The sequence below is a fragment of the Nonomuraea sp. NPDC050786 genome (assembly GCF_040654115.1).
Classification (GTDB): domain Bacteria; phylum Actinomycetota; class Actinomycetes; order Streptosporangiales; family Streptosporangiaceae; genus Nonomuraea.
Window position 1 is genome coordinate 135522 of the sequence record NZ_JBFAHJ010000027.1, and the last position, 20743, is coordinate 156264.

Consider the following 20743-nt stretch of genomic DNA (forward strand, 5'->3'; position numbering starts at 1 on the left):
GGCACTGGAGCACCGGGTCAGGAGGACCGATGAGCACGATGGCGATGATCAGGTACGAGACGCGGCCGGAGGCGGCCGACGAGAACCAGCGGATTGTCGAGCAGGTCTTCGCCGAGCTGAACGCCGAGGACCCCGGCGGGGTGCGCTACATGTCGCTCCGGCTGGCCGACGGGGTGACCTTCGTCCATGTGGTGATCAGCGACGGCGACCTCTCGCCGCTGTCGAAGTCGAGCGCGTTCGCCGAGTTCCAGCGCGGGCTCGGCGAACGGGTGGTCGGCCCTCCGGTGCGGGTGGAGGGGATGCTGGTCGGCTCGTACGGGATGGGCGGCTGAAAGCTCGGAGCGGGGCGGCGACGAGGTCGCCCCGCCCCAGCCGGGGCTAGAGCCAGCTGGCCCGGACGCTGGAGCTGCCCGGCGCGTCGCCCGGCGGGGTGGCGAGGGCGCCGGAGCGGACGCCGTCGAGCAGGCGGCTGACGGTGTCGACGATCTCCGGGGCGCGCTCGCGCAGGGCCGCCACGTCGGCCGGGCTGATCTCGTCGCGGCCCAGCCCGGCCTCGTCGAGCACCCCTTCGAGGTCGGCCAGCCGCTCCGCCAGCCACTTCAGCGGCTCGGCGGAGAGCTGCTCGTCGAACACCCGCTTGCCCGGCTCCCAGCCCCGCAGCGCGGGGTGGTGGTGGGTGCGGTCGAAGCTCCCCGGCGTGCCGGTGACCGACTCCAGCAGGTCCACCCGCCACAGGGGCCGGTCGACGGTGATGGGCCGCGCCGAGTAGATCGACCCCTTCAGCTCGCCCGGCTCCAGCCTCCGCAGCTCCAGGCGCACGCCCCGCTCGGCCCCCTCCTGGCCCCCGATCGGGTTGGGGTCGACGAAGTAGATGTCGCTCACAGCCACGCCGATGCGCTCGAAACCGAAGAGGTAGAGCACGGGGAACCACTTCCTTTGCGTCGCAGGGTCCGGGAGGGGTCGTGGTCAACGTACCCACCTCAGGCCCGCGCCGACCGTGCTCTCAGCGGCCGGCTCCGACCTCGGGGGAGCCGACGCCCGGCCCCACCCGCGGCACCTGCCCGGACGTCCCCCTGCCCAGCAGCAGCGTGCCCAGCCAGATCAGCGCCATCCCCACGGCGGCCAGGGCCGACTCCCTGCCCGTCTGGTACATCCCGACGGCCAGCACCACCATGCCGAGGGTCGTCACGCCCGCGCTCACGGCCGTGACCTGCCGCAGCGCGGCCAGGGTGACCGCCAGCGCGACCAGGGCGCCGAAGAACACCTGCGCCTCGGTCCCGTACACGATCGTCTCGAACCCGGCCGCCTGCTCGCCGGCGAAACCGGCGTACAGCCCCATCACGAGCCGCACGACGGCGGCGGTCAGGCCCAGCAGCGCGACGCCCGTCGCCGCCTCCAGCGCCACCCGGCGCCCGCCCGTCACCGGGCCGGCCATGCCGCGCAGCCCCAGCGTCATGACGCCGAACATGAGGAACCCGGCCAGGCACGCCACGTGCGCGGCCGTCCACCAGAAGCCGCCTGCGACGTCGGAGCCCGTGGGACGCATGAGGAGCCACCCGCCGAGCAGCGCGGCGGGCGCGGCGGTGAAGGAGATCTGGGTGAGGCGGTTCATGGTGACCACGATGCCCTCCCGGGAGGGAGGCACTCATCGGTGATCGCCCCTGACTTACCCCTGATCCGCCCCGGCCGGGTCAGGTGGCGGTCGCGCGCCGGCCGTTGCCACCCGTACGCCCCTGATGGGGTTGGCCGGGTTGCCGATCAGGGAGAACGCCCGGGGCGCGGAGTCGGCCCGACGACGGTCTGGGCACCTATGCATCGCTGACATATGATCTCCGGGCGCGCGCGGCCTGCCCGTCGCCGCGGCGATCTCTGGAGCCTGAGGAGTGAAGCGGTCGCGCCGCTCGTTGATCAACAGCGCCAGCAGGTCCAGCCCGGTGCAGACGAACTGACGGCCGATGAAATCGTCGAAGCCGGCTGCTTCGCGCGCCATGCGCGCGAAATACGTCGCCACCAGCGCGGCACTGCCCTCCCGGCTCGAGAATGCTGTCGCGGTCAGCGCCCGGAGGTCCTCGTCCCGCACGTGAAGATCCTTGCGAGGGAAATGGAAGGAGATGAACGAGAAGTCGCTCGGCACTTTCTTCCGGAACAAGCGGGACGCATCAGAGATGGAGAAGTCGCCTGGCCCTATCAGGCACTCCCTCCCATCCTGCTCCTTTACCGCGGTGCCTCTGCGCTGAAGTGTGAAGATGAGGGGCGATCGTAGGTGATGACGCGGTAACCGGCGTCGAGCAGCACGGCCGCCTGCCGCTCCCAGGAGTGGCCGTCGAGCGGGAAGCCGTGGATGAGCACGACCGGCTGTCCTTGCCCCCAGGCGCATGGATGCCCATCAGGCTGGGCTCTGGGCTCGCCTGGCAGAGCCGGACGGAGGTGAGCTCGGGCCGATCAAGGGAAATACTCCGGTCATGCGCGTCATCTTCGACACCGACATCGGCAGCGACGTGGACGACGCGCTGGCGCTCGCCGTCCTGCTCGGCTCGCCGGAGGTCGAGCTGGCCGGCTGCACGACCGTCTACGGTGACACGCTGCTGCGGGCGCGCCTCGCCAAGCGCCTGGCGGGCCTCGCGGGCCGGTCCCCGGCCGTCGTGCCCGGAGCCGTCAGGACCCTAGCCGACCGGCCCGTGTGGTGGGCGGGGCACGAAGGCGCGCTCTTCACCGACCTGGACACCGAGCGGGTGGACGAAGGGGAGGCGGCGGCGTACCTGGTGGACGAGGTGACCCGCGCGCCCGGCCAGGTGGACGTGGTGGCGGTCGGGCCGCTGACCAACATCGCCAACGCCATCACGGCCTCCCCGTCCTTCGCCCGGGACGTACGGCACCTCTGGATCATGGGGGGCCGCTTCGACGGCCCCGAGCCCGAGCACAACCTGAAGAGCGACCCGGAGGCGGCGGCCATCGTCTTCGGCTCCGGAGCGCCGATCACGGTCACGGGGCTGGAGATCACCACCACGGTCCGGATGGACGCCACGGACGTGGCCGCCATCGCGGCCGCCGGAGCGCTGGGGGAGGCCCTGAAGGCGGAGATCGAGCAGTGGTGGCGGTCGCGGAACGCGCAGTGGAACTGCCCGCACGACCCGATCGCGGCGCTGACCATGCTGGTGCCGGAGTTGTTCGCGTTCAGCCCCGAGGGGCGCGTGGTCATCGGGGCGGACGGGTCCAGCACGTTCGAGGAGGCGACAGGCCGTACGCGGGTCACCACGTCGGCTCTCACGGAGCCGGTGGCGCAGGAGATCGTCCGCCGCATCGCGAACGCCGCCGCGTAGCTCGACCCACGGCAAAATCTGTCTCACGTACGAGCACGATGTTGCCCACGATTCGGCATGCGATCCCGCTGCACACGGGATGACCAGGCATATTGTCCCGGATACCAGAAGCTTCTATGGGCATATGTTAGTGATATCGGCTCTTGTCGGTTCATAGTGGCCTACTCGCGGGAGCCGATGCGAGGCATCGATGACCACTGCCACATCGCGCACACAGACGTACGCCGGCGGGCTGCCTGCTGAGGTGACCAGCTTCATCGGGCGTCGGCACGAAGTAGCGGCAGTCAAGCGCCTGCTGGCCGACGCCCGCATGGTGACCCTGACCGGGCCGGGCGGCGTCGGCAAGACCCGGCTGGCCCTGCGCGTCGCCGCCGACCTGCGCCGGGCCTTCCCCGACGGGGTCTGGCTGGTCGAACTCGCCGAACTGGACAACCCCGTACTGCTGCCGCAGACCATGGTCGCCGACCTGAGGATCCAGAACCACTCCGCCCGGCCGCCCATGCAGGTGCTCACCGAGCACCTGCGCGAGCAGCGCACGCTCGTCGTCCTGGACAATTGCGAGCACGTGCTCGACGAGTCCGCCACGGTGGCCCAGACGCTGCTGTGCTCCGCCCCTGAGCTGCGGATCCTCGCCACCAGCCGGCAGCCGCTGGGGATCCTCAGCGAGCAGATGTTCACGGTGCCGACGCTGCCGCTGCCGGGCCGCGGATCTCCGCACGACACGTCGTCCCCCATGGCCGACGCGGTGCGGCTCTTCGCCGAGCGGGCCGCGGCCGTCAGCCCCGGCTTCACCGTCACGGACGAGAACCTGGACGTCGTCGAGCGGATCTGCCGCCGCCTGGACGGCCTGCCGCTCGGCATCGAGCTCGCCGCCGTGCGGCTGCGCGCGCTCTCGGCCCACCAGCTGCTCGAGCGGCTGGACGACCTCTTCCGGCTGCTCAGGGCGGGATCGCACACCACCGTGGCCCGCCACCGTACGCTCCGCGCCCTGATCGACTGGAGTCACGGGCTCTGCACCGAGCAGGAGCGCCTGCTGTGGGCCCGCCTTTCGGTGTTCACCGGCAGCCTGGACCTGGAGGCGGCCGAAGCGGTCTGCGCCGGGGACGGCATCGCCCCCGACGAGATCGTCGACCTGGTGATCGGGCTGGTGGAGAAGTCCGTCCTGATCAGGGAGGACCATCCGAACGGGGTGCGATACCGGCTGCTGGACACGATCCGGCAGTACGGGCGCGAGCGGCTGGTCGACTCCGGGCAGGAGGAGGAGCTGAAACGCCGGTACCGCGACTACTATCGGCGGCTCTCGCACGAGGCGCAGGCGCAGCTGTTCGGCCCGGCGCAGATCAAGCTGCTGACCCGGCTGCGCGTCGAGCATCCGAACCTGCGCACCGCGCTGGAGTACTGCCACGCCGACCACGCCGGGCTCTGCATCGACATGGCGAGCGACCTCCTGTACCACTGGATCACCAGCAGCCACCTGGGTGAAGGCCGCGACTGGCTCGAACAGGGCCTCGCGGACACCGCAGGCCAGTCCGAGGTGCGGGCGCGGGCGTTCTGGGCCTGCGGCTGGCTCGCCATCATCCAGGGCGATCGGGTCTCGGCCATCGGGCTGCTGGCCCAGAGCAGGGTGCTCGGCGAGCGGCTCGGGCTGGAGCCGGTGCTCGGCTACGTCGCGCTCTACTCCGGCATGGTCGCCATGCATGAGGGAGACACCGCGTCGGCCATCGGATCCCTCGAGGAGGCGGTGAGCCACCATCGCGCCAGTGGGGACCCCGCGGGCGAGGTACAGGCGCTGACCTGGCTCGCCCTCGCGCACTCGTTCCTCGGCGACTCCGGGCGCGCCGTCGCCGCCGCCGAGGAGGGCATCGCCATCTGCGACGCCCACGGCGAGAGCTGGCACCGGGCGTACACGGCGACGGCGCTCGGCATCGAGCTCTGGCGCCAGGGCGACGCGCGGCGCGCGACCGCCCTGGCGCAGGAGAGCCTGCGCGTCTTCCACGCGCTGGACGACTCGGTCGGCGTCGGGCTCACCGTCGAGGTGCTGGCCTGGATCGCCGCCTCACAAGGTGAGTACGCGCGGGCCGGCGAGCTGCTGGGCATCCTGCGCAACGTGTGGGAGGCGATCGGCGCGCCGCTGCTGGGGTTCGGCCACCTCACCCGGTATCACGACGAATGCGAGGACCGTACGCGCCGGGTCCTGGGCGACCAGCGTTTCCAGACGGCCGTCAAGCGAGGCGCCAGGCGCTCTCCTGACGAGGCACTCGCGTACGCCCTGATGGAGGAGGCCCCCGCCCCCGCCCGAACCGGTGAGGCGGGCCGGTCCTCGCCGCTGACCCCACGGGAGATGGAGATCGCCCGGCTCATCGCACGGGGGATGCGGAACAAGGAGATCGCGGCGGCGCTGGTGATCGCTCAGCGCACCGTCGAAGGCCACGCCGAGCACATCCTGCACAAACTCGGCTTCACCTCCAGGACCCAGGTCGTCGGCTGGGTGGCGGAGCAGGCCCGCCTCACCGGCGAGGGGCCTCGCGGGGGCGAGTGAGCATGCCCGTGCAGGACACGATCCGGAACGTCCCGGCGGCCGGCCGGCAGCAGACCGACGCGCCCGCCTTCATCGGGCGACGGCACGAGATCTCCCAGGTCAGGCGGATCCTGGCCAAGACCCGGCTGCTGACCCTGACCGGTGCGGGCGGGGTCGGCAAGACCAGGCTGGCGCGACGGGTCAGCGAGATCCTGCCGCACAGGTACCGGGACGGGGTCCGGCTGGTGGAGCTGACCGCCATCGAGGACGAGGACCTGCTGGTCCCGGCCGTGGCCGCCGCGCTGGGGATCCGTGACACCACACCGGACCTGGTGGGCCTGCTGGCGGAGCATCTGGCGGACAAACACCTGCTGCTGGTGCTGGACAACTGCGAGCATCTGCTCGGCGCGTGCGCCCGGCTGGCGCAGCGGCTGCTGCGCGACACCTCGCGGCTGCAGATCCTGGCCACCAGCCGTCAGTCGCTCGGGGTGTACGGCGAGCGGGTGCTGCCGGTGCCGTCACTGTCGATCCCGCAGCCCGGTGACAGCACCCGCGACATCGCCCGGCGCGACGCCGTGCGGCTCTTCGCGGAGCGAGCGGCGACGATCCGGCCGGGCTTCCTCGTCGACGCGGCCAACGCCCGGGCGGTCGCCCGGCTGACCCGGCGCCTGGACGGGATTCCGCTGGCCATCGAGCTGGCGGCGGTACGGCTCCGTACGACCTCGGTGGAAGGACTCGTGAACGAGCTCGACCAGCACCTGGAGGTGCCGGCCGAGGTCGCCCCCGGCACGGTGGCCCGCCACCAGACGCTGCGGGCGACCATGGACTGGACCTTCGGGCTCTGCTCGCCCGGCGAGCGGCTGCTGTGGGAGCGGCTGGCGATGTTCCCGGGAGGCGTGGATCTGGAGACCGCCGAAGCCGTCTGCCCCGGGCAGGGGCTGGCCCGCGACGACGTGCTGGATCTGATGGGCGGCCTCGTGGACAAGTCCATCCTGTCCAGCGCCGAGCAGTACGGCACCGCGGTCCGTTACCGCATGCTGGAGACCATCCGCGCGTATGGCCGCGAACGGCTGCCCGCCGCGGACGAGAAGGCGCTCCGCGAGCGCTACATCGCTCACTATCGCCGGCTGGCGGAGCGGCTGCGGGTGGACCGGGTGGCGCCCGGCCAGATCGACAACGTCCGGGCGCTGAAGCTGGAGCTGCCCAACGTGCGAGTCGCTCTGGACCTCTGCTTCCACCTGCCCGGCGACGCCCCCGCCGGCTTGGAGATCGCCTCCGCGCTGTGGGCCAACTGGCTCGTCGCCGGTGCTCCCAGCGAGGGCCGGTACTGGCTGGGACGCGGCCTCGGGCTCGTCCCCGGATCGAGCGTCGCCAGGACCATGGGCCTGTGGGCCAAGGGGCTGCTCGGCCACTACCAGGGCGATCCGGCCGCGGCTGCCGACGCGCGGGAGTGCTCGGAGCTCGCGTGGCGGCTGAAGGACGAGACGGCGCTCGCGTTCGCGGTCCAGCTCTCCGGCGTCGCGGCGCTGTGCGGGGGCGACGCCGAGGGCGGGCTTGCGCTCCTGAACGACGCCCGCACCCGCCACTGGGCGAGAGGGGACGTCCACGCCGTAGGGGTCACCCTGTACCTCGCCGCTCTCTTCGCCGCCTCCATGAGCCCGGACCGGGCCGCCGCGTACGGCGAGGAACTCGTGGCCCTGTGCGAGGATCGCCACGCGCCGCTCTTCCGCGCGTACGCGCTGTACGCGGTCGGCATGGCCCGCTGGGAGCAGGGCGACTGGCGGCAGACCGAGGCCAAGATGCGGGAGGTCACCGCCTTCTGGAGCGCCGCCGACGACCGGTGGGGCCTGCCCCAGTGCCTGGAGGTGCTGGCCTGGACGGCCGGGGCGCGCGGCCGGCACGAGCGAGCCGCCCGGCTGCAGGGCGCCGCCCACCTGCTGTGGGAGGCGGTCGCCTCCTCTCCGTTGCGGCTGCAGTACCAGGCGAGGTCGCACCAGGAGTGCGCCGAGCGGGCTCGGCACGCGCTGGGGGCCCGGGCGTACACGGCGGCCTTCCGGGACGGCACGCGGCTCGGGCTCGCCCGGGCGGTCGCCTACGCGCTGGAGGAGCCATGACGAGCGCGACGGCCGTTGACGATCACGCGGCAGGGGCGCGTGAGGTCGTTCACGGTGCGCTCCAGGGGGAGTGCGGGGGCCGGACCGTCACGTCCGGCCTGTGCACGCCGTAGGTGTAAAAGGCGTCAACCGGTCTTGAGTACGCCTCGTCCTGTCCGGCATGGAAGCCGCTCACAGGGACGCCACAGGCGCGGTGAACGTAGGATGTATCTATCCGTCACCAGGTCATCTGATGGCCATACCTCCCCTCGATCTAGCAGAAAGATGGGAGGGCTGCTAGTTTGCCGATCATGGAGAAGCTCGGCCGTGAGTTGGATTGACCTATGACCCGCATTGACGCCCACCACCACGTCTGGGACCTCGCCGCCCGCCCGCACGGCTGGCTCGACGGCGAGCCGATGGCCCCTGTCCGCCGCACGTTCACCCTTGACGACCTCGCCGGGCCCGCGGCGGCGGCAGGGGTCACCGCGACCGTGCTGGTGCAGGTGCTGCACGACCTGGCGGAGACCCGGGAGTTCCTGGCCCTGGCCGCCGGGTCCGAGCTGGTCGCGGGCGTGGTCGGCTGGATCGACCTCACCGCGCCCGACGCCGCCGACACCCTGGCCGGGCTGCCGGACGGGCTGGTGGGCGTCCGCCACGGCGTGCAGTCCGAGCCGGACCCCGACTGGCTGACCCGGCCCGACGTGCGGCGCGGGCTCGCCGCGGTGTCCGCCGCCGGGCTCACGTACGACCTGCTCACGCTGGCGCACCAGCTGCCCGCCGCCATCGACACCGTGGGCGCGCTGCCCGAGCTGACGTTCGTGCTCGACCACCTGTCCAAGCCGCCGATCGCCTCCGGCGAGCTGGAGCCGTGGCGGAGCCGGATCCGGGAGCTGGCCGCGTACCCGAACGTCTACTGCAAGCTCTCCGGCATGGTCACCGAGGCCGACTGGGCGTCCTGGCAGGTGGCCGACCTGCGGCCGTACGCCGAGACCGTGCTGGAGGCGTTCGGGCCCGAGCGGGTGATGTTCGGCTCCGACTGGCCGGTCTGCCTGCTCGCGGCCGGGTACGAGCAGGTGGCGCAGGCCGCGGACGAGCTGTGCGCGGGGCTGTCGGAGGGCGAGCGGGCCGAGGTCTTCGCCGGTACGGCCCGCCGCGCCTACCGGCTGCGTCAAGAGACGCGGAACGTCGTGCGGTAGGTCCGCGGCTACTGCGGGCCGAGCCAGATCATGCTGCCGTCCTCCCCACCCGCCGCCGCACCGGCAAGGACAACCGCAAGAACTATTCGAGGAAGCACAATCGCCACGGCCTGCACTTCCTCGCGCTCACCGACGGACGCGGACGCCTGATCTGGATTTCCGCCGCGAGGCCCGGGCGCACCCACGACATCACCGCCGCCCGCCACGACCACATCGTCGAGCACCTGAGAGCCGCCGGCCGCGCCCCGTCGAGCACGGCTTCGCGCACCTGAAGACCTGGCGCATCCTCACCAAACTCCGCAGGAGCCCCGCCCACGCCACCAGCCGAGGACAGCCGCCCACGACCAGCACGAGCACCCATGAACCCCGCCACACCAGCGAAAACCAAGATGGTGGATCTTCAGTGAAGATCCGGCTGGACCTCGGTCAGTCGATGCCTTCGACGATGCGGAAGTCGCGCTCGACGCCGTCGGAGAGGACGACCAGCGCCTCCTGGTAGGCCGCACTCTCGTGCGCCGCGACGGCCTGCTCGAAGCTGTCGAACTCGATCAGGACGACGCGCTCGGCGAGTCCGGCGTCATGCGCCACGACCCGACCGCCACGGACGAAGGTCCGACCGCCCCCGGCTTGGACGGCCGGACGGGCCAGCTCGTTGTAGGCAGCCAGCTTCTCAGGGTCTGAAATGGTGCGGTAGACGCTGACCCAGTAGCCCTTGGGCATGGAACCTCCAGTGTTGGGATGAGTGCATCTGACTTACGGGTTGGTCTCGGACGAGCGTCGGCGGGCGAGAGCGAGGCTTGTCAGCGTCGTGATCGCCATGGCGCCGATGCCGACCAGCGCCGCGGTGGTGCAGGCGCTGTCGTCGGGGAAGAGGTGGCCGGGGCCGGTGCCCGCGGCGAGGATCAGGCCGCCGATGGCGCTGCGCGGTCACGGCACACCCCTTATCGTCGAAGTGACGATACTCATGATGGCACATCATCCCGGTGGGACATATGTGACGAATGCCACGGAAGTACCAGACGCTGCGGACGACGTAGTTGAAGCTCATGGCGCTCGCCGCCGACCACGACGGCGCTGCCGGCCAGGAGCAGGGGGTCGGCGATCCGCGTCCGGACCCGCACGACGCCCGCTTCGTCGGGGTCTACCTGGATGGCCGGCGCCTGTGCACCGCGCACCCGGCACAGACCTCGGCGCGCACCCGCGACGACCAGCTGCGACGGCGGGCCAGCACCAGCCTGCTGGGCCTGACCGACCCCGCCGCGCCCGCCCTCCCCACCGCGCCCGCCCAGGGCGGCCCCGCGCAGCCACTGACATTCTCTCCGCGCTCAACAACCACCGCTTCACATCAACGGCGCCATTTTTCGTCGCGGGCGTCCCGGTAGCCGGGCCACTGAATGAATTGCTTTACCGGGAGTGCGGCTCGAGGCCGCACCGAGGCATTCCGGCCGCAGTTGCCGATCTCATGGCTCACCCCTGTTCTGGGCTTCGGGCCTAATTGGTGCAGTCCTGATTCTTGAGTTCCAGGCTGACCTCATAGATCTTGTTGTGGTCGAGCAGGAAGCGGTAATCCGCCTTGGGATTGCCAGGGACCTGGACGTAGAGGTGGTCCTTGCTCCCGCTGGCGGTTGTCTGCAGCTTCGGGTACGCCTTGCGCAGTTGCTTCCTGGTGGAGCCGATCCCGATACCCTCAGGGGTTCCCACGCCCTTCGGCGCACTGATCAGGGCCACGCCGAGCTTCTTGGAGATGTAGAGGCCCACGAAGTCGCGGCCTGTCGGATGCGCTTTCAGGTCCCAGCCCGAGCAGAGGCTGGCACCCTGCTTCCGGACGATCCTCCCCGTTGCCCTGGCCTCCTTGGCGCTCATCCCCAGCCGCACACCGCCATAGCCGAACGGCCCCAGGGTCTCGCTCCGGTGAGCGACGGCCGTGTTCGAGGCGGGTGAACTGGCGGGTGAACTGGCGGTGGCCGGGTTCGCGGTCGCGAGGCCGGTCAGTGCGACGCTTGCGGCGAGCGCGCCCACTGTCGCCGAACGCCGCACTCGCTGGGTGCGGGTGCGATTCCTGCTGCTTTCTTGCCCCCTTGTAGTCATGCCAGGTTCGACCCTTGATCAGGATCAAAGGTTCGTCGTGGGCAGGATTTTTCGAAATCGCTAAGCCGTTTGGCTGGAACGTCTGGGATGGTCCGTTCGTCATCCGAAGTGTGACGAGCTCTTCAGATCTCGACGAGCGGCTGCACGCGGCGGCCGCCCGAACGCATCGGGCCGACCACCTGCGGCGCCGGCACGCGGCCACCGCAGAGCAGATCCAGCAGGCCCGCCACACCCTGGCCGGCCTGGAGAAGGACCTGTCCAAGGAGGAGGCCGACGTCACCCGTCTGGAAGGCGGGCTGACCGCTTTCCTGGCCCGCCTGGTGGGCCAGCGTGAGGAGCTGCTGGACCGCGAGCGTGCCGAGGCCGCCGCCGCCAGGCAGCGGCTCGACGGCCACCGGGCCCGGCTGGCCCAGATCGAGGCGGACGCGCGGGCGATCGAGGCCGAGCTGGCGGGACTCGCGACGGCCCGGGAGGAGTACGAGAAGCTGCTGGCCGAGAAGGAACGGCAGCTGCTCGCCCACGGTGATGCCCGCGCCGGTGAGCTGACGGAGCTCGGCGCCGCCCTCGACCGCATCTCGGCGAAGCAGCGCGAACACACGGAGGCGTACCAGGCCGGGCAGGCCGCACTCCACGCGCTGGCCCAGGTGCTCGGCTACCTCGCCTCGGCCAAGGGCGCCTCCACCTGGGATGTCTTGGGCGGCGGTCTGATCGCCGACGCCATCGAGCACAACCGGCTGCGCTCCGCCGACGAGGCCGCCTGGCACGCCCAGCGGGCCCTGGACGTCTTCTCCCGCGAACTCGCCGACGTCGGCGTCTCCGCCCGTGTCCGCCTGCCCGAAGTGGACACGCGGTGGTTCGTCGACACGTTCTTCGACAACATCATCACCGATGTGATGAAGCATCAGCGCATCGAGAGCACCCGCGCCGAGGTCGAGCGGACGGCCCGATGGGTCAAGGACGTGGGGACGCACCTGCGGCACCGCGAGGCCGAACTGTCCAGAGAACGAGCGCGGCTGCTGACCAGGCGGGAGGAGCTGCTGCGCGGTTGAGGCGCCAGAGGGGGCGCGGAGGCGTCAGAGCGGGCCTTGGAGGCGTCCGAGCGGGCGCGCGCACCACGCCGCCTCACCGCCTCCCCTCTGCGACCTGACGACATTGCGCTGCTCGCCGGTGACCTCGCCGCCGCCGTGCGGCTGCCCTCGCGCGGCCGGTACGGCCGGCCGTCAGCACGCAGTGGGCCAGCACGCCGAGCGCGCCCGTGACCAGCACCGCGATCCCGGCCAGCGTCGCGGCCTCCCATCCGCCGTCCAGCGCGTCGAAGAACGCGGTCCCCGTGACCGTGCTGCCGAGCACTCCTCCGGCCTCCTGCACGGTCCCGAGCACCCCGGCCGCCGCGCCGGCGCGCTCCGGCCGCACCCCTGACAGGACGGAGGAGATCAGCGGCGACATCAGCAGCCCCATCCCGGCGCCCGTCACGAGCAGCGCCAGAGCCACCTGGTACGGCGCCGCGCCCATCAGGTGACCCAGCAGCGCCAGGCCCAGCAGCAACACCGACGCGGCCACGATCGGCGGCACCCGGCCGGCGCGCAGGGAGCCGAGGAAGAAGCCGGCGTTCAACGCGGTGCACACGGCTCCGGCCGCCAGCGGACCCAGCCGGAGCCCTTCCTGCAAGTACAGGGCGAGCACGAACGACAGCCCCGCCGACGTGCCGAACAGCAACGCCACCGCCACCAGCCCACCCGCGAACCCGCGCTCCCCGAACACCGCCAGATCGAGCAGCGGCGCCCGCCCCGCGGCCGCCAGCCGGCGCTGCCGCCGTACGAACGCGGCCAGGATCGGCCCCGCCCCTCCCAGGCACAGCCACGTCCATGGCGGCCAGCCCTGCTCGCGCCCCTCCACCAGCGGCAGCACCACGGCCACCAGCCCGGCCCCGACCAGCGCCGCCCCGGCCAGATCGAGATCCCTGGCGGAGCCCTCGGTACGGGGAAGCAGTCGCCGGGTCAGCGACAGCGCCACCGCGCCGATCGGCACGTTGACCAGGAAGCAGGCCCGCCAGCCCAGGCCCGCGGGGTCGGCCGCCACCATCAGGCCGCCGAGCGCCTGGCCGCTCACGCCCGCCAGGCCGACGGCGCCGCCGTACCAGGTGAAGGCCCTGGCCAGGGCGGCGCCCTCGTACATGACGCCGAGCAGCGCGAGCACCTGCGGAGCGAGGAGCGCGGCCGCGACACCCTGGACGACCCTGGCCGCCACCAGCGACCCCGCGTCGGGAGCGAATCCGCACGCCGCCGACGCCACGGTGAACAGCGCCAGCCCGGCCGCGAACACGCGCCGGTGCCCGTACAGGTCACCGAGCCGGCCGGCGACGATGAGGCTCGCGGCGTACGCGAGACCGTACCCGGCGATCACGAACTGCACGGCGGCGTCGCCCGCGCCCAGATCGGCCCGGATCGACGGCACGGCCAGGTTGGCGACGAAGAAGTCGAGCGTGGTCATGTAGACGGCGACGAGCACGACAGGCAGGGCGATCACGGGACTCCAGGGGAGGTGAGCGAGGCAGCAGTGAGAGAACACCGGCGGACGCCGGACGGTTGACCTCACCCTGGAACTGCGGCGTTACGATCCCCTGCGGATCCCCTACGGACGGCGGCTCATCACCGAGCCGCTGCCGCCCCGGCCCTCCTCGCGTCCGTCAGCACAAGGAGGAGCCGTGCAGTCCGTCCAGCTGACGGATCGCCTCCAGCGGGTAGGGGGCCTGCCTGCTCTGGCGCTGGAACGCGCGGTAGAAGTCGGACATCACTGCGGCGATCGGCGCGTGCCGGGCGATGATCGCCGCGGCCTCCTCCGGGATCCCTGTGGGGCGCTCGCCCTCCGCGTAGGCACGCACCCGCTTGTAGCGGCCCTCCCGGTCCTCCCTCCGGAGTCCGTACAGAGCGGTGACCAGCCAGTTCACCCGATACGCGGCGGAATAGCAGCGGTCGTAGGTCTGGTGACGGTCGAAGAAGCCGGCCTCGTCCGGGGACAGCTCGAACCGGGAGGAGATGGAGAGGCCGTAGTCCGCGAAGTAGAGATGTCGGCCGTCGGTCAGGATGTTCTCGAAGTGCGCGTCGAAGTGCAGGAGCCCGCGGCTGTTCATGAAAGAGATGCCGGCCGCCAGTTCCCGCTCCACCATGGCGCACGCTCGGTTGGCTGCTTGGTCTCCCGCCTCGACCTGCACGCCCAACCACTGGTGCAGGTTCTGCGGGATGTACTCCAGGAACAGCGCGACGCTCGCCGAGGACTGCCGGCGAGCCTCGATCCGGCGGCGCACCTGCGGTCCGCCGCCCCAGTAAGCAACGGCTCGTTCGACGTCGGCCAGTTCTTCGGGCAGGGGCGTCGAGTCCGGCAGCACCCGCCAGTGATACATCAGGGGGAAGCCCTCGTGCTCCGCCGAAAGCACCCAGTTCGTCGTCATGGTGTGTACGGCGAGTTCCCTCCAGATCCCGAAGCCGGGTGTGCCGATGATGCCGACGCCGTAGTGGCAGAAATCGGGCAGATCACACAGATTCGCCGTGGACCGGACGTGCTCGGGTTGCCTCTCCAGATCGGTCAGAGGTACGCGCTTCACGAAGACCGGGGTTCCGGCGACCTCCAGCAGGGACGACTTCCCGCCGATGCCGGATCCGAGCGGCACGGCCGTGTCCACGAGCTCGCGCAGGGCTCGATCACTGCACAAGGCCAGGGACGTGGAGACGGCACTATGGGCGGTCAGACGCGCACCGCGCGACATGTCAGGACACTTCACTGCGGCTTCCACCTGGGTGCCGACCTCAATTCTGCAAGGGCCACGCAGTCCTGCCGAGCGCAACGACACACGCGGCTCTGCGGATTGGCCTCCGGAGCGGGCAAAGGGCGTCCAAGATCCGTGTGGGCCGACAGGCCTGAGCGCCCTCCTGACCGCACCCTAATGAAGATCGACGGCGATATGGGGGCTTTGCGCCCCTCGGAACCGCGCAGCGGAGACCACGACGCGTACGGCAGATGGCAGTATTCGTCGGATGCGCAAGGCTTGAACGACGCCTGTCCCGCGAAGTCCGGCGATCCCTTGGAGGGTTGGTCATGTCGTCCGAGTCCGTGGAAGCCGTGCTGGCCATAGTCGACCGGGACGGTGCCGTGCTCTGCGACATGGCCGGCGGCGATCCGGCGCTGCCGCGGATGCGGTTCGACGGCAGGTGGCCGCCGATGGACAGCGAGCTGACCGATCGCGTTCGTCACGAGTTCGGGCTGACCACGGTGATCCTGGAGCCGTTGGACTTCACGACAGTGGTGCTGCTGGCGGCGGGCGGGGCGCGGCCGGTCTGCGCCGACGGGCTGGCGTGGCACGGTCATGATGCGGTGAGGGGGCAGAGCCCGGTACTCGACGGCAGGGCGGCGCGATCCCGGCCGCCCGCCTCCGACTGGTTCAGGCCCGGCTGGTTCGAGCGGGCCGAGTCCTACATCGACGGGGAGATCAAGGCTGCCGGCCGCGTGCGGCTCGGTTCGAGCCGCCAGATCAAGCACTGGAGCATGTCCGCCGTGCTCCGCACGCCGACTGACCGGGGTGACCTGTACCTGAAGGCGGTCCTGCCGAGGCTGGCGCGCGAACCGGAGATCACTCGGTATCTGGCGTCACTGCGCGTCGCGCCGTTCGCCACCATCACCGCGATGTCACCCGGTGACCGCTGGTGGCTCGCCGAGGACTTCGGCGGTGTGGACGGCTGGGCGGTGCCCGAAGAGCGGCGTCGCGCATGCCTGGCGCAGCTGGTCACGGTGCAGAAGGAGACCATCGATCGCGGGGACGAGTTGATCGCCGCGGGGTGCGTCCCGCTCACCTCGGCCTCGCTGGCCGACGGCGTGCGGTCGACCCTGGCCCGCGAGGACATCTGGCGGGCGCCCAAGCTGCCGAAGAACCTGGACCGGGCGCTGACCGACGAGGAGGCCGACCGGCTGCAGGCGCTGGCGCCGTATCTGGTCGAGTGCGTCGAACGCCTGGACGGGGCGGCCATCCCGGCGACGGTCGTCCACCGCGATTTCCACCCGGGCAACGTGGTCGTGCGCGACGGCGAGATCCTGTTGCACGACTGGAGCTTCGCCACCGTCACGAACCCGCTGTTCGATCTGGCCTCCTGGCTGCTCGACGCGTCCGAGCCGGACGCCGCGGGCTACCTCGACACCTGCTTCGCCGCGTGGGCCGACACCGTCTCTCCGGGGCGGATGCGGAGCGCATGGCGCGTGGCCAAGCCGCTCGCCGCGGTGGTGGAGCTGATGAAGCTGATCGAGCTGGCCGACCTCGTCGGACCGGATCACGACTTCAACTGGCTGCCGATGATCTACGGTTGGGGGCGGCGGCTGCTGAACGCGGCCACCGACCCGGACCTGACCGTCAACGGCTGGCGAAAATAGGGCTTGGCGGCCCTCGCCTGGTCGCGGCGGCAGACGTGGCTCTACATCGCATAGACGGGCGCCAGGTCGACGAAGATGCGGTAGTCCGAGATCAGGCCGTCGTCGCGGGTGCGCCAGATCGACACGGCCACGACGCTGACGTCCTTGCCGTCGAGCCGCCGGTATGTCACCTCGGTCTCGGCAATGGTGTCGGCGTCGACCTGCCACGTTCTGACGAGCCTGTGCGCCAGGCCGGCGATGGTGGCGAAGAACGTCCGCAGCCCCTCGGCGATGGCGTCGCGTCCCACCAGGGGCTCGGCATTGCCGAACACCATCCTGGCGTCCTCCGCCAGCAGCTCCACGAACCTGTCGGGCTCGAACGAGTCGACCACCTGGAAGACGCGCCGCGCCTCATCGTCGGACATGCGGATCTCTCCTCCCGCGCGAAGGTCACTGCTCGGGACGTTACGTGGTGACGCGCAAGATGCAACCCCTTCGGCGCGGGGAACCACGGGAGCGCCATCGCCACGGAAGATCCACATTTTCTGCCATTCGCGTTGACAACAGCTCTGTTCCGGCCGGATGCTTTCCTCGCTGCACGCCCATTTTTTGACCATCGCGCCCAATATTTGGGCATCTGGGAGAAGTCCACGCCGTGTTCGCGATTCATCGCCTGAAACCCGAGTTCGGACGCGCCGCAGCCGTTTCCAGGCGCCCCATGGAGAGCGGCGTGTTACCGCCGATCGCGGCGGGCGCGCCGTGAACGTCGCCACCGGCCTTGAGAGCCGGCTGCTCTCCCGCTGGTGCGATCTGCCCCGCTCGCCGATCGCCTCGTCCGTCGCGCGCCGCTGGGTGTCGGCGATGCTCGCCTCCTGGGATCTGTCTCTCTCCCCGGATCATGAGGCGACGATCGTCGAGCTGACCAGCGAACTGGTCACGAACGCGGTCCAGCACGCGGTCCCGCCCGCCTGCGGATCCTCCGACATCAGGATCAACGTGCGAGTAGGGGGCGCCACGATCTGGCTGGCGGTCTGCGACCACGATCCGGCCCTTCCCACGCGGCGGGCGCCCGACTTCCTCGCCGAGAGCGGGCGCGGGTTGTTCCTGGTCGACGCGCAGGCGGACCAGTGGGGCGCTGTCCCGCACGAGAACGGCAAGTACGTTTGGTTCAGCCTGGAATGCCTCGACGGCACCGACGCCACGAACGCTAAGGAGACTCCGCCATGTCCTCCGTCGCCCTTCCCCATGACGTCGTCGGCTCCGGGCCGCATCGCGTAATCGCGCTGCACGGCTGGTTCGGGGACCGCGGCGCCTTCAGGAAGATCCAGCCCTACCTGAACGGCGAGGCCTTCACCTACGCCTTCCCCGACTACCGGGGGTACGGCGAGGCACGCGACGTCACCGGTGAGTACACCCTCGCTGAGATCGCCGCCGATGTGATCGCGCTCGCCGACAAGCTGGGGTGGGAGACCTTCTCGCTGGTCGGTCACTCGATGGGCGGGACGGCGATGCAGCGCGTGCTGCTGGACGCGCCCGGCCGGGTCCGCAAGCTCGTCGGCATCTCCCCGGTGCCGGCCTCCGGCGTGCCGTTCGACGACCAGGGCTGGGCACTGTTCTCCGGCTCCGCCGACGAGCCCGCCGGCCGCCGCGCGATCATCGATCTCACCACCGGCAACCGGCTTCCCGGCCCGTGGCTCGATGAGATGGTCGACAACTCGCTGCGCAACTCCACGGTGACCGCCTACCGGGCCTACCTGGACGCCTGGGCCCGCACCGACTTCCACACCGAGGTGGCCGGCAGCACCACGCCGGTGCTCGTCATCGCCGGCGAGCACGACCCCGCGCTCTCCGCCGACGTCATGCGGGGCACCTGGCTGCAGTGGTACCCGAACGCCGAACTGCTGACGTTCGCGGACGCCGGCCACTACGCGATGGACGAGACGCCGTTGGCCCTGGTCTCCGCCGTCGAACGTTTCCTGGCCGCCTGACGGTCACTTGAAGGGTTGCCCGTGATCGACATGAGTACGACGGCCAACGTGTTCGACCCGCGCATCTACGCGCAGGGCATCCCGCACGAGATGTACCGCTGGCTGCGCGACCACGACCCGGTGCGCTGGCAGGAGGAGCACGAGGTCGGTGACTGGCCCGCGGGGCCCGGGTTCTGGGCGGTGACCCGCCACGCGGACGTCGTACGCGTGCTGCGCACGCCGGCCGAGTTCAGCTCCTGGCTCGGCGCCACCCAGATCCGCGACCCCGACCCCGCCGACCTGTCGTTCATCCGGCGGATGATGCTCAACCTCGATCCGCCGGAGCACGGCCGGCTCCGGCGGATCGTCTCCGGCGTGTTCACCGCCAGGCGCATCGAGCGCTTCACCGCCGGGGTCGCGGCACGGGCCCGGCTGCTCGTCGACGGGATCGCCGAGCGAGGCGAGTGCGACCTGCCGGCGGACGTGACCGACGACTACCCGATCCACAACCTCGCGGATCTCCTCGGCATACCGCCCGCCGATCGCGGCCAGATCCTGGAGTGGACCAACCGCGTGATCGGCTACCAGGACCCCGACCACGCCACCGTCGTCCGCGGCCCGGACGGCAGGCCGGTCAACCCGCGATCCCCAGCCATGCTCGCCGACATGTTCGAGTACGCTCACTCGCTCGCCGCCTACAAACGCCGCAACCCGGCGGACGACATCATGACCGCGCTCGCCACGGCCGAGGTGGACGGGCAGCGTCTCACCGATCCCGAACTGTCGATGTTCTTCTTCCTCCTGGTCATCGCGGGCAACGACACCGTGCGTTCGGCCCTGCCCGGCGGGATGCTCGCCCTGCTGGACCATCCCGACCAGCATCGTCGCCTGCTCGACCGGCCCGAACTCCTCGGCTCGGCCATCGAGGAGATGCTGCGCTGGCATCCCCCCGTGCTCAGCTTCCGCCGTACCGCCGTACACGACACGCTCCTGGCCGGGCGGCGCATCGCCGCAGGCGACAAGGTCGTCGTCTTCCACGGTGCCGCCAACTTCGACGAGCGCCGCTTCCCCGACCCGACGCGTTTCGACATCGCCCGCGACCCCAATGACCACGTCTCGTTCGGGGACGGCCCGCACGTGTGCCTCGGCGCCCGTTTCGCCCGGCTGCAACTCCGCGTGCTCTACCGGGAACTGCTCTGGCGGCTGCCGGACGTGCAACTCGCCGGACCACCCGTCCGGCTGGTGTCGAACTTCATCGGCGGCGTCAAGCACCTGCCGCTGCGCTACACCCCCGTGCCTCCCCTGGGCGTCGAATGACCGCTGATCAGCAGAGCACGGCGGGCTCCAAGACGATCGACACCGGCCTGCGGCTCCTGGAGATCCTCAAGGAGCATCCGGACGGGTTGACCATCACCGAGCTCGCCCAGCGGGCCGGGATCCATCGCAACGCCGTCTCCCGCCATCTGGCCGCACTCGGCAACCACCGGCTGGCCGTCCGGATCGGCACCCGCTACACCCTCGGCCTCGGCATCGTCGAGCTCAACGCCGCCGTGCAGCACCGGCTCCGCAGCGCCGCCTCCGCCGCGCTCCAGGTGCTGGCCGACGCCTGCAACGCCACCGCCTTCATCACGGTGCTCGACATCGACGAGAGCCAGGCGGTCGTGCTCACCGTGGCCGAGCCGCGCGTCTCGCAGATCCACGTCGGCTATCGCGCCGGCACGCGGCATCCCGCGAACCGCGGCGCCTCAGGGATCGCCATCCTGGCCGGCCGCCCGCCCGTCCCCGGGGAGCGCCCGGCGATCACCCAGGCTCGCGCCACCGGATACGCGGTCACCGGGGGCGAACTGCAGCCCGGGGCATGGGGTGTCGCCGCCCCGATCACCACGGCGGGGCGCCCGGCCGGTGCCAGCGTCGGCGTGGTGACCATCGGGGTGAGGGACGAGAACGAGATCGCCCCGCTCGTCCTCGGCGCCGCAACCGAGATCGCACGGCTCCTCTAGCGTCAACCGGCCGGGACACGGCTCCGGGAGGCATGGCAACCGAGGATGAGATCCGGCCGCTTCCCGGCTCCTGGACGATTTCGTTCACACCGACGTCACACCGGTTCTGTGACGATTACGTGCTCAGTGCCGCCTCAGCGCATGCCCCCGCGTACGACCTGAGG

The 20743-nt window shown here is 71.0% G+C and carries 21 protein-coding genes and 1 pseudogene; 13 read left to right on the plus strand and 9 right to left on the minus strand.

Annotated elements, in window-relative coordinates:
* The first annotated feature begins 29 nt into the window (after positions 1–29).
* The gene (locus AB0H84_RS38150) at positions 30–332 is read left to right on the plus strand and encodes a hypothetical protein (protein WP_357615747.1); all 303 of its coding nucleotides are present in this window, start codon (positions 30–32) and stop codon (positions 330–332) included.
* A 46-nt stretch (positions 333–378) separates the two neighbouring features.
* Here the strand turns inward: AB0H84_RS38150 and AB0H84_RS38155 are convergent, their stop codons facing one another.
* The 4 genes and pseudogenes from AB0H84_RS38155 to AB0H84_RS38170 form a co-directional block, all read right to left on the minus strand.
* On the minus strand, positions 379–921 hold the full coding sequence (locus AB0H84_RS38155) for a hypothetical protein (protein ID WP_357615750.1): 543 nt from the start codon (positions 919–921) through the stop codon (positions 379–381).
* An 82-nt stretch (positions 922–1003) separates the two neighbouring features.
* Positions 1004–1612 carry a hypothetical protein gene (locus tag AB0H84_RS38160; protein ID WP_357615753.1) on the minus strand — a complete coding sequence of 203 codons (609 nt, stop codon included), beginning with the start codon at positions 1610–1612 and terminating at the stop codon, positions 1004–1006.
* Between the two features lie 54 nt (positions 1613–1666).
* Positions 1667–2248: a hypothetical protein gene (locus AB0H84_RS38165; protein ID WP_357615848.1), complete on the minus strand. Its 582-nt coding sequence runs from the start codon at positions 2246–2248 to the stop codon at positions 1667–1669.
* Positions 2249–2253: 5 nt separating this feature from the next.
* Positions 2254–2367 (minus strand): annotated as a pseudogene (locus AB0H84_RS38170) (alpha/beta fold hydrolase); the annotation flags it as partial.
* Between the two features lie 95 nt (positions 2368–2462).
* Between AB0H84_RS38170 and AB0H84_RS38175 the strand changes: the two are divergent.
* The 5 genes from AB0H84_RS38175 (at position 2463) to AB0H84_RS38195 (ending at position 9402) form a co-directional block, all read left to right on the plus strand.
* A complete protein-coding gene (locus AB0H84_RS38175) occupies positions 2463–3320 on the plus strand; it encodes a nucleoside hydrolase (protein WP_357615756.1) in 858 nt (285 codons plus the stop codon).
* Between the two features lie 190 nt (positions 3321–3510).
* Positions 3511–5859 (plus strand): LuxR C-terminal-related transcriptional regulator, encoded by a 2349-nt coding sequence (locus tag AB0H84_RS38180; protein ID WP_357615759.1) that lies wholly within the window; start codon positions 3511–3513, stop codon positions 5857–5859.
* 2 nt (positions 5860–5861) lie between these two features.
* Positions 5862–7952 carry an AAA family ATPase gene (locus AB0H84_RS38185; RefSeq protein WP_357615762.1) on the plus strand — a complete coding sequence of 697 codons (2091 nt, stop codon included), beginning with the start codon at positions 5862–5864 and terminating at the stop codon, positions 7950–7952.
* Between the two features lie 323 nt (positions 7953–8275).
* Positions 8276–9130 (plus strand): amidohydrolase family protein, encoded by an 855-nt coding sequence (locus tag AB0H84_RS38190; protein WP_357615765.1) that lies wholly within the window; start codon positions 8276–8278, stop codon positions 9128–9130.
* Positions 9031–9402 carry a transposase family protein gene (locus tag AB0H84_RS38195; RefSeq protein WP_357615768.1) on the plus strand — a complete coding sequence of 124 codons (372 nt, stop codon included), beginning with the start codon at positions 9031–9033 and terminating at the stop codon, positions 9400–9402. The genes AB0H84_RS38190 and AB0H84_RS38195 overlap by 100 nt, the downstream gene beginning before the upstream one ends.
* 154 nt (positions 9403–9556) lie before the next feature.
* Here AB0H84_RS38195 and AB0H84_RS38200 read toward each other — a convergent pair whose 3' ends face one another.
* On the minus strand, positions 9557–9850 hold the full coding sequence (locus AB0H84_RS38200) for a DUF1330 domain-containing protein (RefSeq protein WP_357615770.1): 294 nt from the start codon (positions 9848–9850) through the stop codon (positions 9557–9559).
* Between the two features lie 317 nt (positions 9851–10167).
* On the opposite strand from AB0H84_RS38200, the gene AB0H84_RS38205 reads away from it, so the two are divergent.
* Positions 10168–10512, plus strand: coding sequence for a hypothetical protein (locus tag AB0H84_RS38205; protein ID WP_357615772.1), 345 nt, complete (start codon positions 10168–10170; stop codon positions 10510–10512).
* 109 nt (positions 10513–10621) lie between these two features.
* Here AB0H84_RS38205 and AB0H84_RS38210 read toward each other — a convergent pair whose 3' ends face one another.
* Positions 10622–11149, minus strand: a complete 528-nt coding sequence (locus tag AB0H84_RS38210; RefSeq protein ID WP_357615775.1) for a hypothetical protein — start codon at positions 11147–11149, stop codon at positions 10622–10624.
* A 179-nt stretch (positions 11150–11328) separates the two neighbouring features.
* Between AB0H84_RS38210 and AB0H84_RS38215 the strand changes: the two genes are divergently transcribed.
* Positions 11329–12267, plus strand: coding sequence for a hypothetical protein (locus AB0H84_RS38215; RefSeq protein ID WP_357615778.1), 939 nt, complete (start codon positions 11329–11331; stop codon positions 12265–12267).
* 73 nt (positions 12268–12340) lie between these two features.
* Here AB0H84_RS38215 and AB0H84_RS38220 read toward each other — a convergent pair whose 3' ends face one another.
* Both AB0H84_RS38220 and AB0H84_RS38225 read right to left on the minus strand, forming a co-directional pair.
* A complete protein-coding gene (locus AB0H84_RS38220; RefSeq protein ID WP_357615781.1) occupies positions 12341–13744 on the minus strand; it encodes an MFS transporter in 1404 nt (467 codons plus the stop codon).
* A 160-nt stretch (positions 13745–13904) separates the two neighbouring features.
* Positions 13905–14981, minus strand: coding sequence for a protein kinase family protein (locus tag AB0H84_RS38225; protein ID WP_357615784.1), 1077 nt, complete (start codon positions 14979–14981; stop codon positions 13905–13907).
* 329 nt (positions 14982–15310) lie between these two features.
* Here AB0H84_RS38225 and AB0H84_RS38230 point away from each other — a divergent pair, with 329 nt between their 5' ends.
* Positions 15311–16633, plus strand: a complete 1323-nt coding sequence (locus AB0H84_RS38230; protein WP_357615787.1) for an aminoglycoside phosphotransferase family protein — start codon at positions 15311–15313, stop codon at positions 16631–16633.
* Positions 16634–16674: 41 nt separating this feature from the next.
* Here AB0H84_RS38230 and AB0H84_RS38235 read toward each other — a convergent pair whose 3' ends face one another.
* Positions 16675–17037 carry a nuclear transport factor 2 family protein gene (locus AB0H84_RS38235; RefSeq protein WP_357615790.1) on the minus strand — a complete coding sequence of 121 codons (363 nt, stop codon included), beginning with the start codon at positions 17035–17037 and terminating at the stop codon, positions 16675–16677.
* A gap of 334 nt (positions 17038–17371) precedes the next feature.
* On the opposite strand from AB0H84_RS38235, the gene AB0H84_RS38240 reads away from it, so the two are divergent.
* Genes AB0H84_RS38240 through AB0H84_RS38255 form a run of 4 tightly spaced genes read left to right on the plus strand, consistent with a single transcriptional unit; the run spans position 17372 to position 20579 of the window.
* Positions 17372–17890 (plus strand): ATP-binding protein, encoded by a 519-nt coding sequence (locus AB0H84_RS38240; RefSeq protein ID WP_357615793.1) that lies wholly within the window; start codon positions 17372–17374, stop codon positions 17888–17890.
* Entirely contained in the window at positions 17836–18600 is a 765-nt protein-coding gene (locus tag AB0H84_RS38245; RefSeq protein WP_357615796.1) for an alpha/beta hydrolase, read from the plus strand. Before AB0H84_RS38240 ends, AB0H84_RS38245 begins: the two co-directional genes overlap by 55 nt.
* 30 nt (positions 18601–18630) lie before the next feature.
* Positions 18631–19896, plus strand: coding sequence for a cytochrome P450 (locus tag AB0H84_RS38250; protein ID WP_357615851.1), 1266 nt, complete (start codon positions 18631–18633; stop codon positions 19894–19896).
* Complete coding sequence (locus AB0H84_RS38255) at positions 19893–20579, plus strand: helix-turn-helix domain-containing protein (RefSeq protein ID WP_357615799.1); 687 nt, start codon at positions 19893–19895, stop codon at positions 20577–20579. Before AB0H84_RS38250 ends, AB0H84_RS38255 begins: the two co-directional genes overlap by 4 nt.
* Positions 20580–20743: the final 164 nt, after the last annotated feature.

Bases quoted from the DNA above. Each gene is read 5' to 3' on its own strand.
- AB0H84_RS38150 (WP_357615747.1), top strand. From the start codon at position 30: ATGAGCACGATGGCGATGATCAGGTACGAGACGCGGCCGGAGGCGGCC.
- AB0H84_RS38160 (WP_357615753.1), bottom strand. From the start codon at position 1,612: ATGAACCGCCTCACCCAGATCTCCTTCACCGCCGCGCCCGCCGCGCTG.
- AB0H84_RS38175 (WP_357615756.1), top strand. From the start codon at position 2,463: ATGCGCGTCATCTTCGACACCGACATCGGCAGCGACGTGGACGACGCG.
- AB0H84_RS38180 (WP_357615759.1), top strand. From the start codon at position 3,511: ATGACCACTGCCACATCGCGCACACAGACGTACGCCGGCGGGCTGCCT.
- AB0H84_RS38185 (WP_357615762.1), top strand. From the start codon at position 5,862: ATGCCCGTGCAGGACACGATCCGGAACGTCCCGGCGGCCGGCCGGCAG.
- AB0H84_RS38190 (WP_357615765.1), top strand. From the start codon at position 8,276: ATGACCCGCATTGACGCCCACCACCACGTCTGGGACCTCGCCGCCCGC.
- AB0H84_RS38200 (WP_357615770.1), bottom strand. From the start codon at position 9,850: ATGCCCAAGGGCTACTGGGTCAGCGTCTACCGCACCATTTCAGACCCT.
- AB0H84_RS38225 (WP_357615784.1), bottom strand. From the start codon at position 14,981: ATGTCGCGCGGTGCGCGTCTGACCGCCCATAGTGCCGTCTCCACGTCC.
- AB0H84_RS38230 (WP_357615787.1), top strand. From the start codon at position 15,311: ATGTCGTCCGAGTCCGTGGAAGCCGTGCTGGCCATAGTCGACCGGGAC.
- AB0H84_RS38235 (WP_357615790.1), bottom strand. From the start codon at position 17,037: ATGTCCGACGATGAGGCGCGGCGCGTCTTCCAGGTGGTCGACTCGTTC.
- AB0H84_RS38245 (WP_357615796.1), top strand. From the start codon at position 17,836: ATGTCCTCCGTCGCCCTTCCCCATGACGTCGTCGGCTCCGGGCCGCAT.
- AB0H84_RS38250 (WP_357615851.1), top strand. From the start codon at position 18,631: ATGAGTACGACGGCCAACGTGTTCGACCCGCGCATCTACGCGCAGGGC.
- AB0H84_RS38255 (WP_357615799.1), top strand. From the start codon at position 19,893: ATGACCGCTGATCAGCAGAGCACGGCGGGCTCCAAGACGATCGACACC.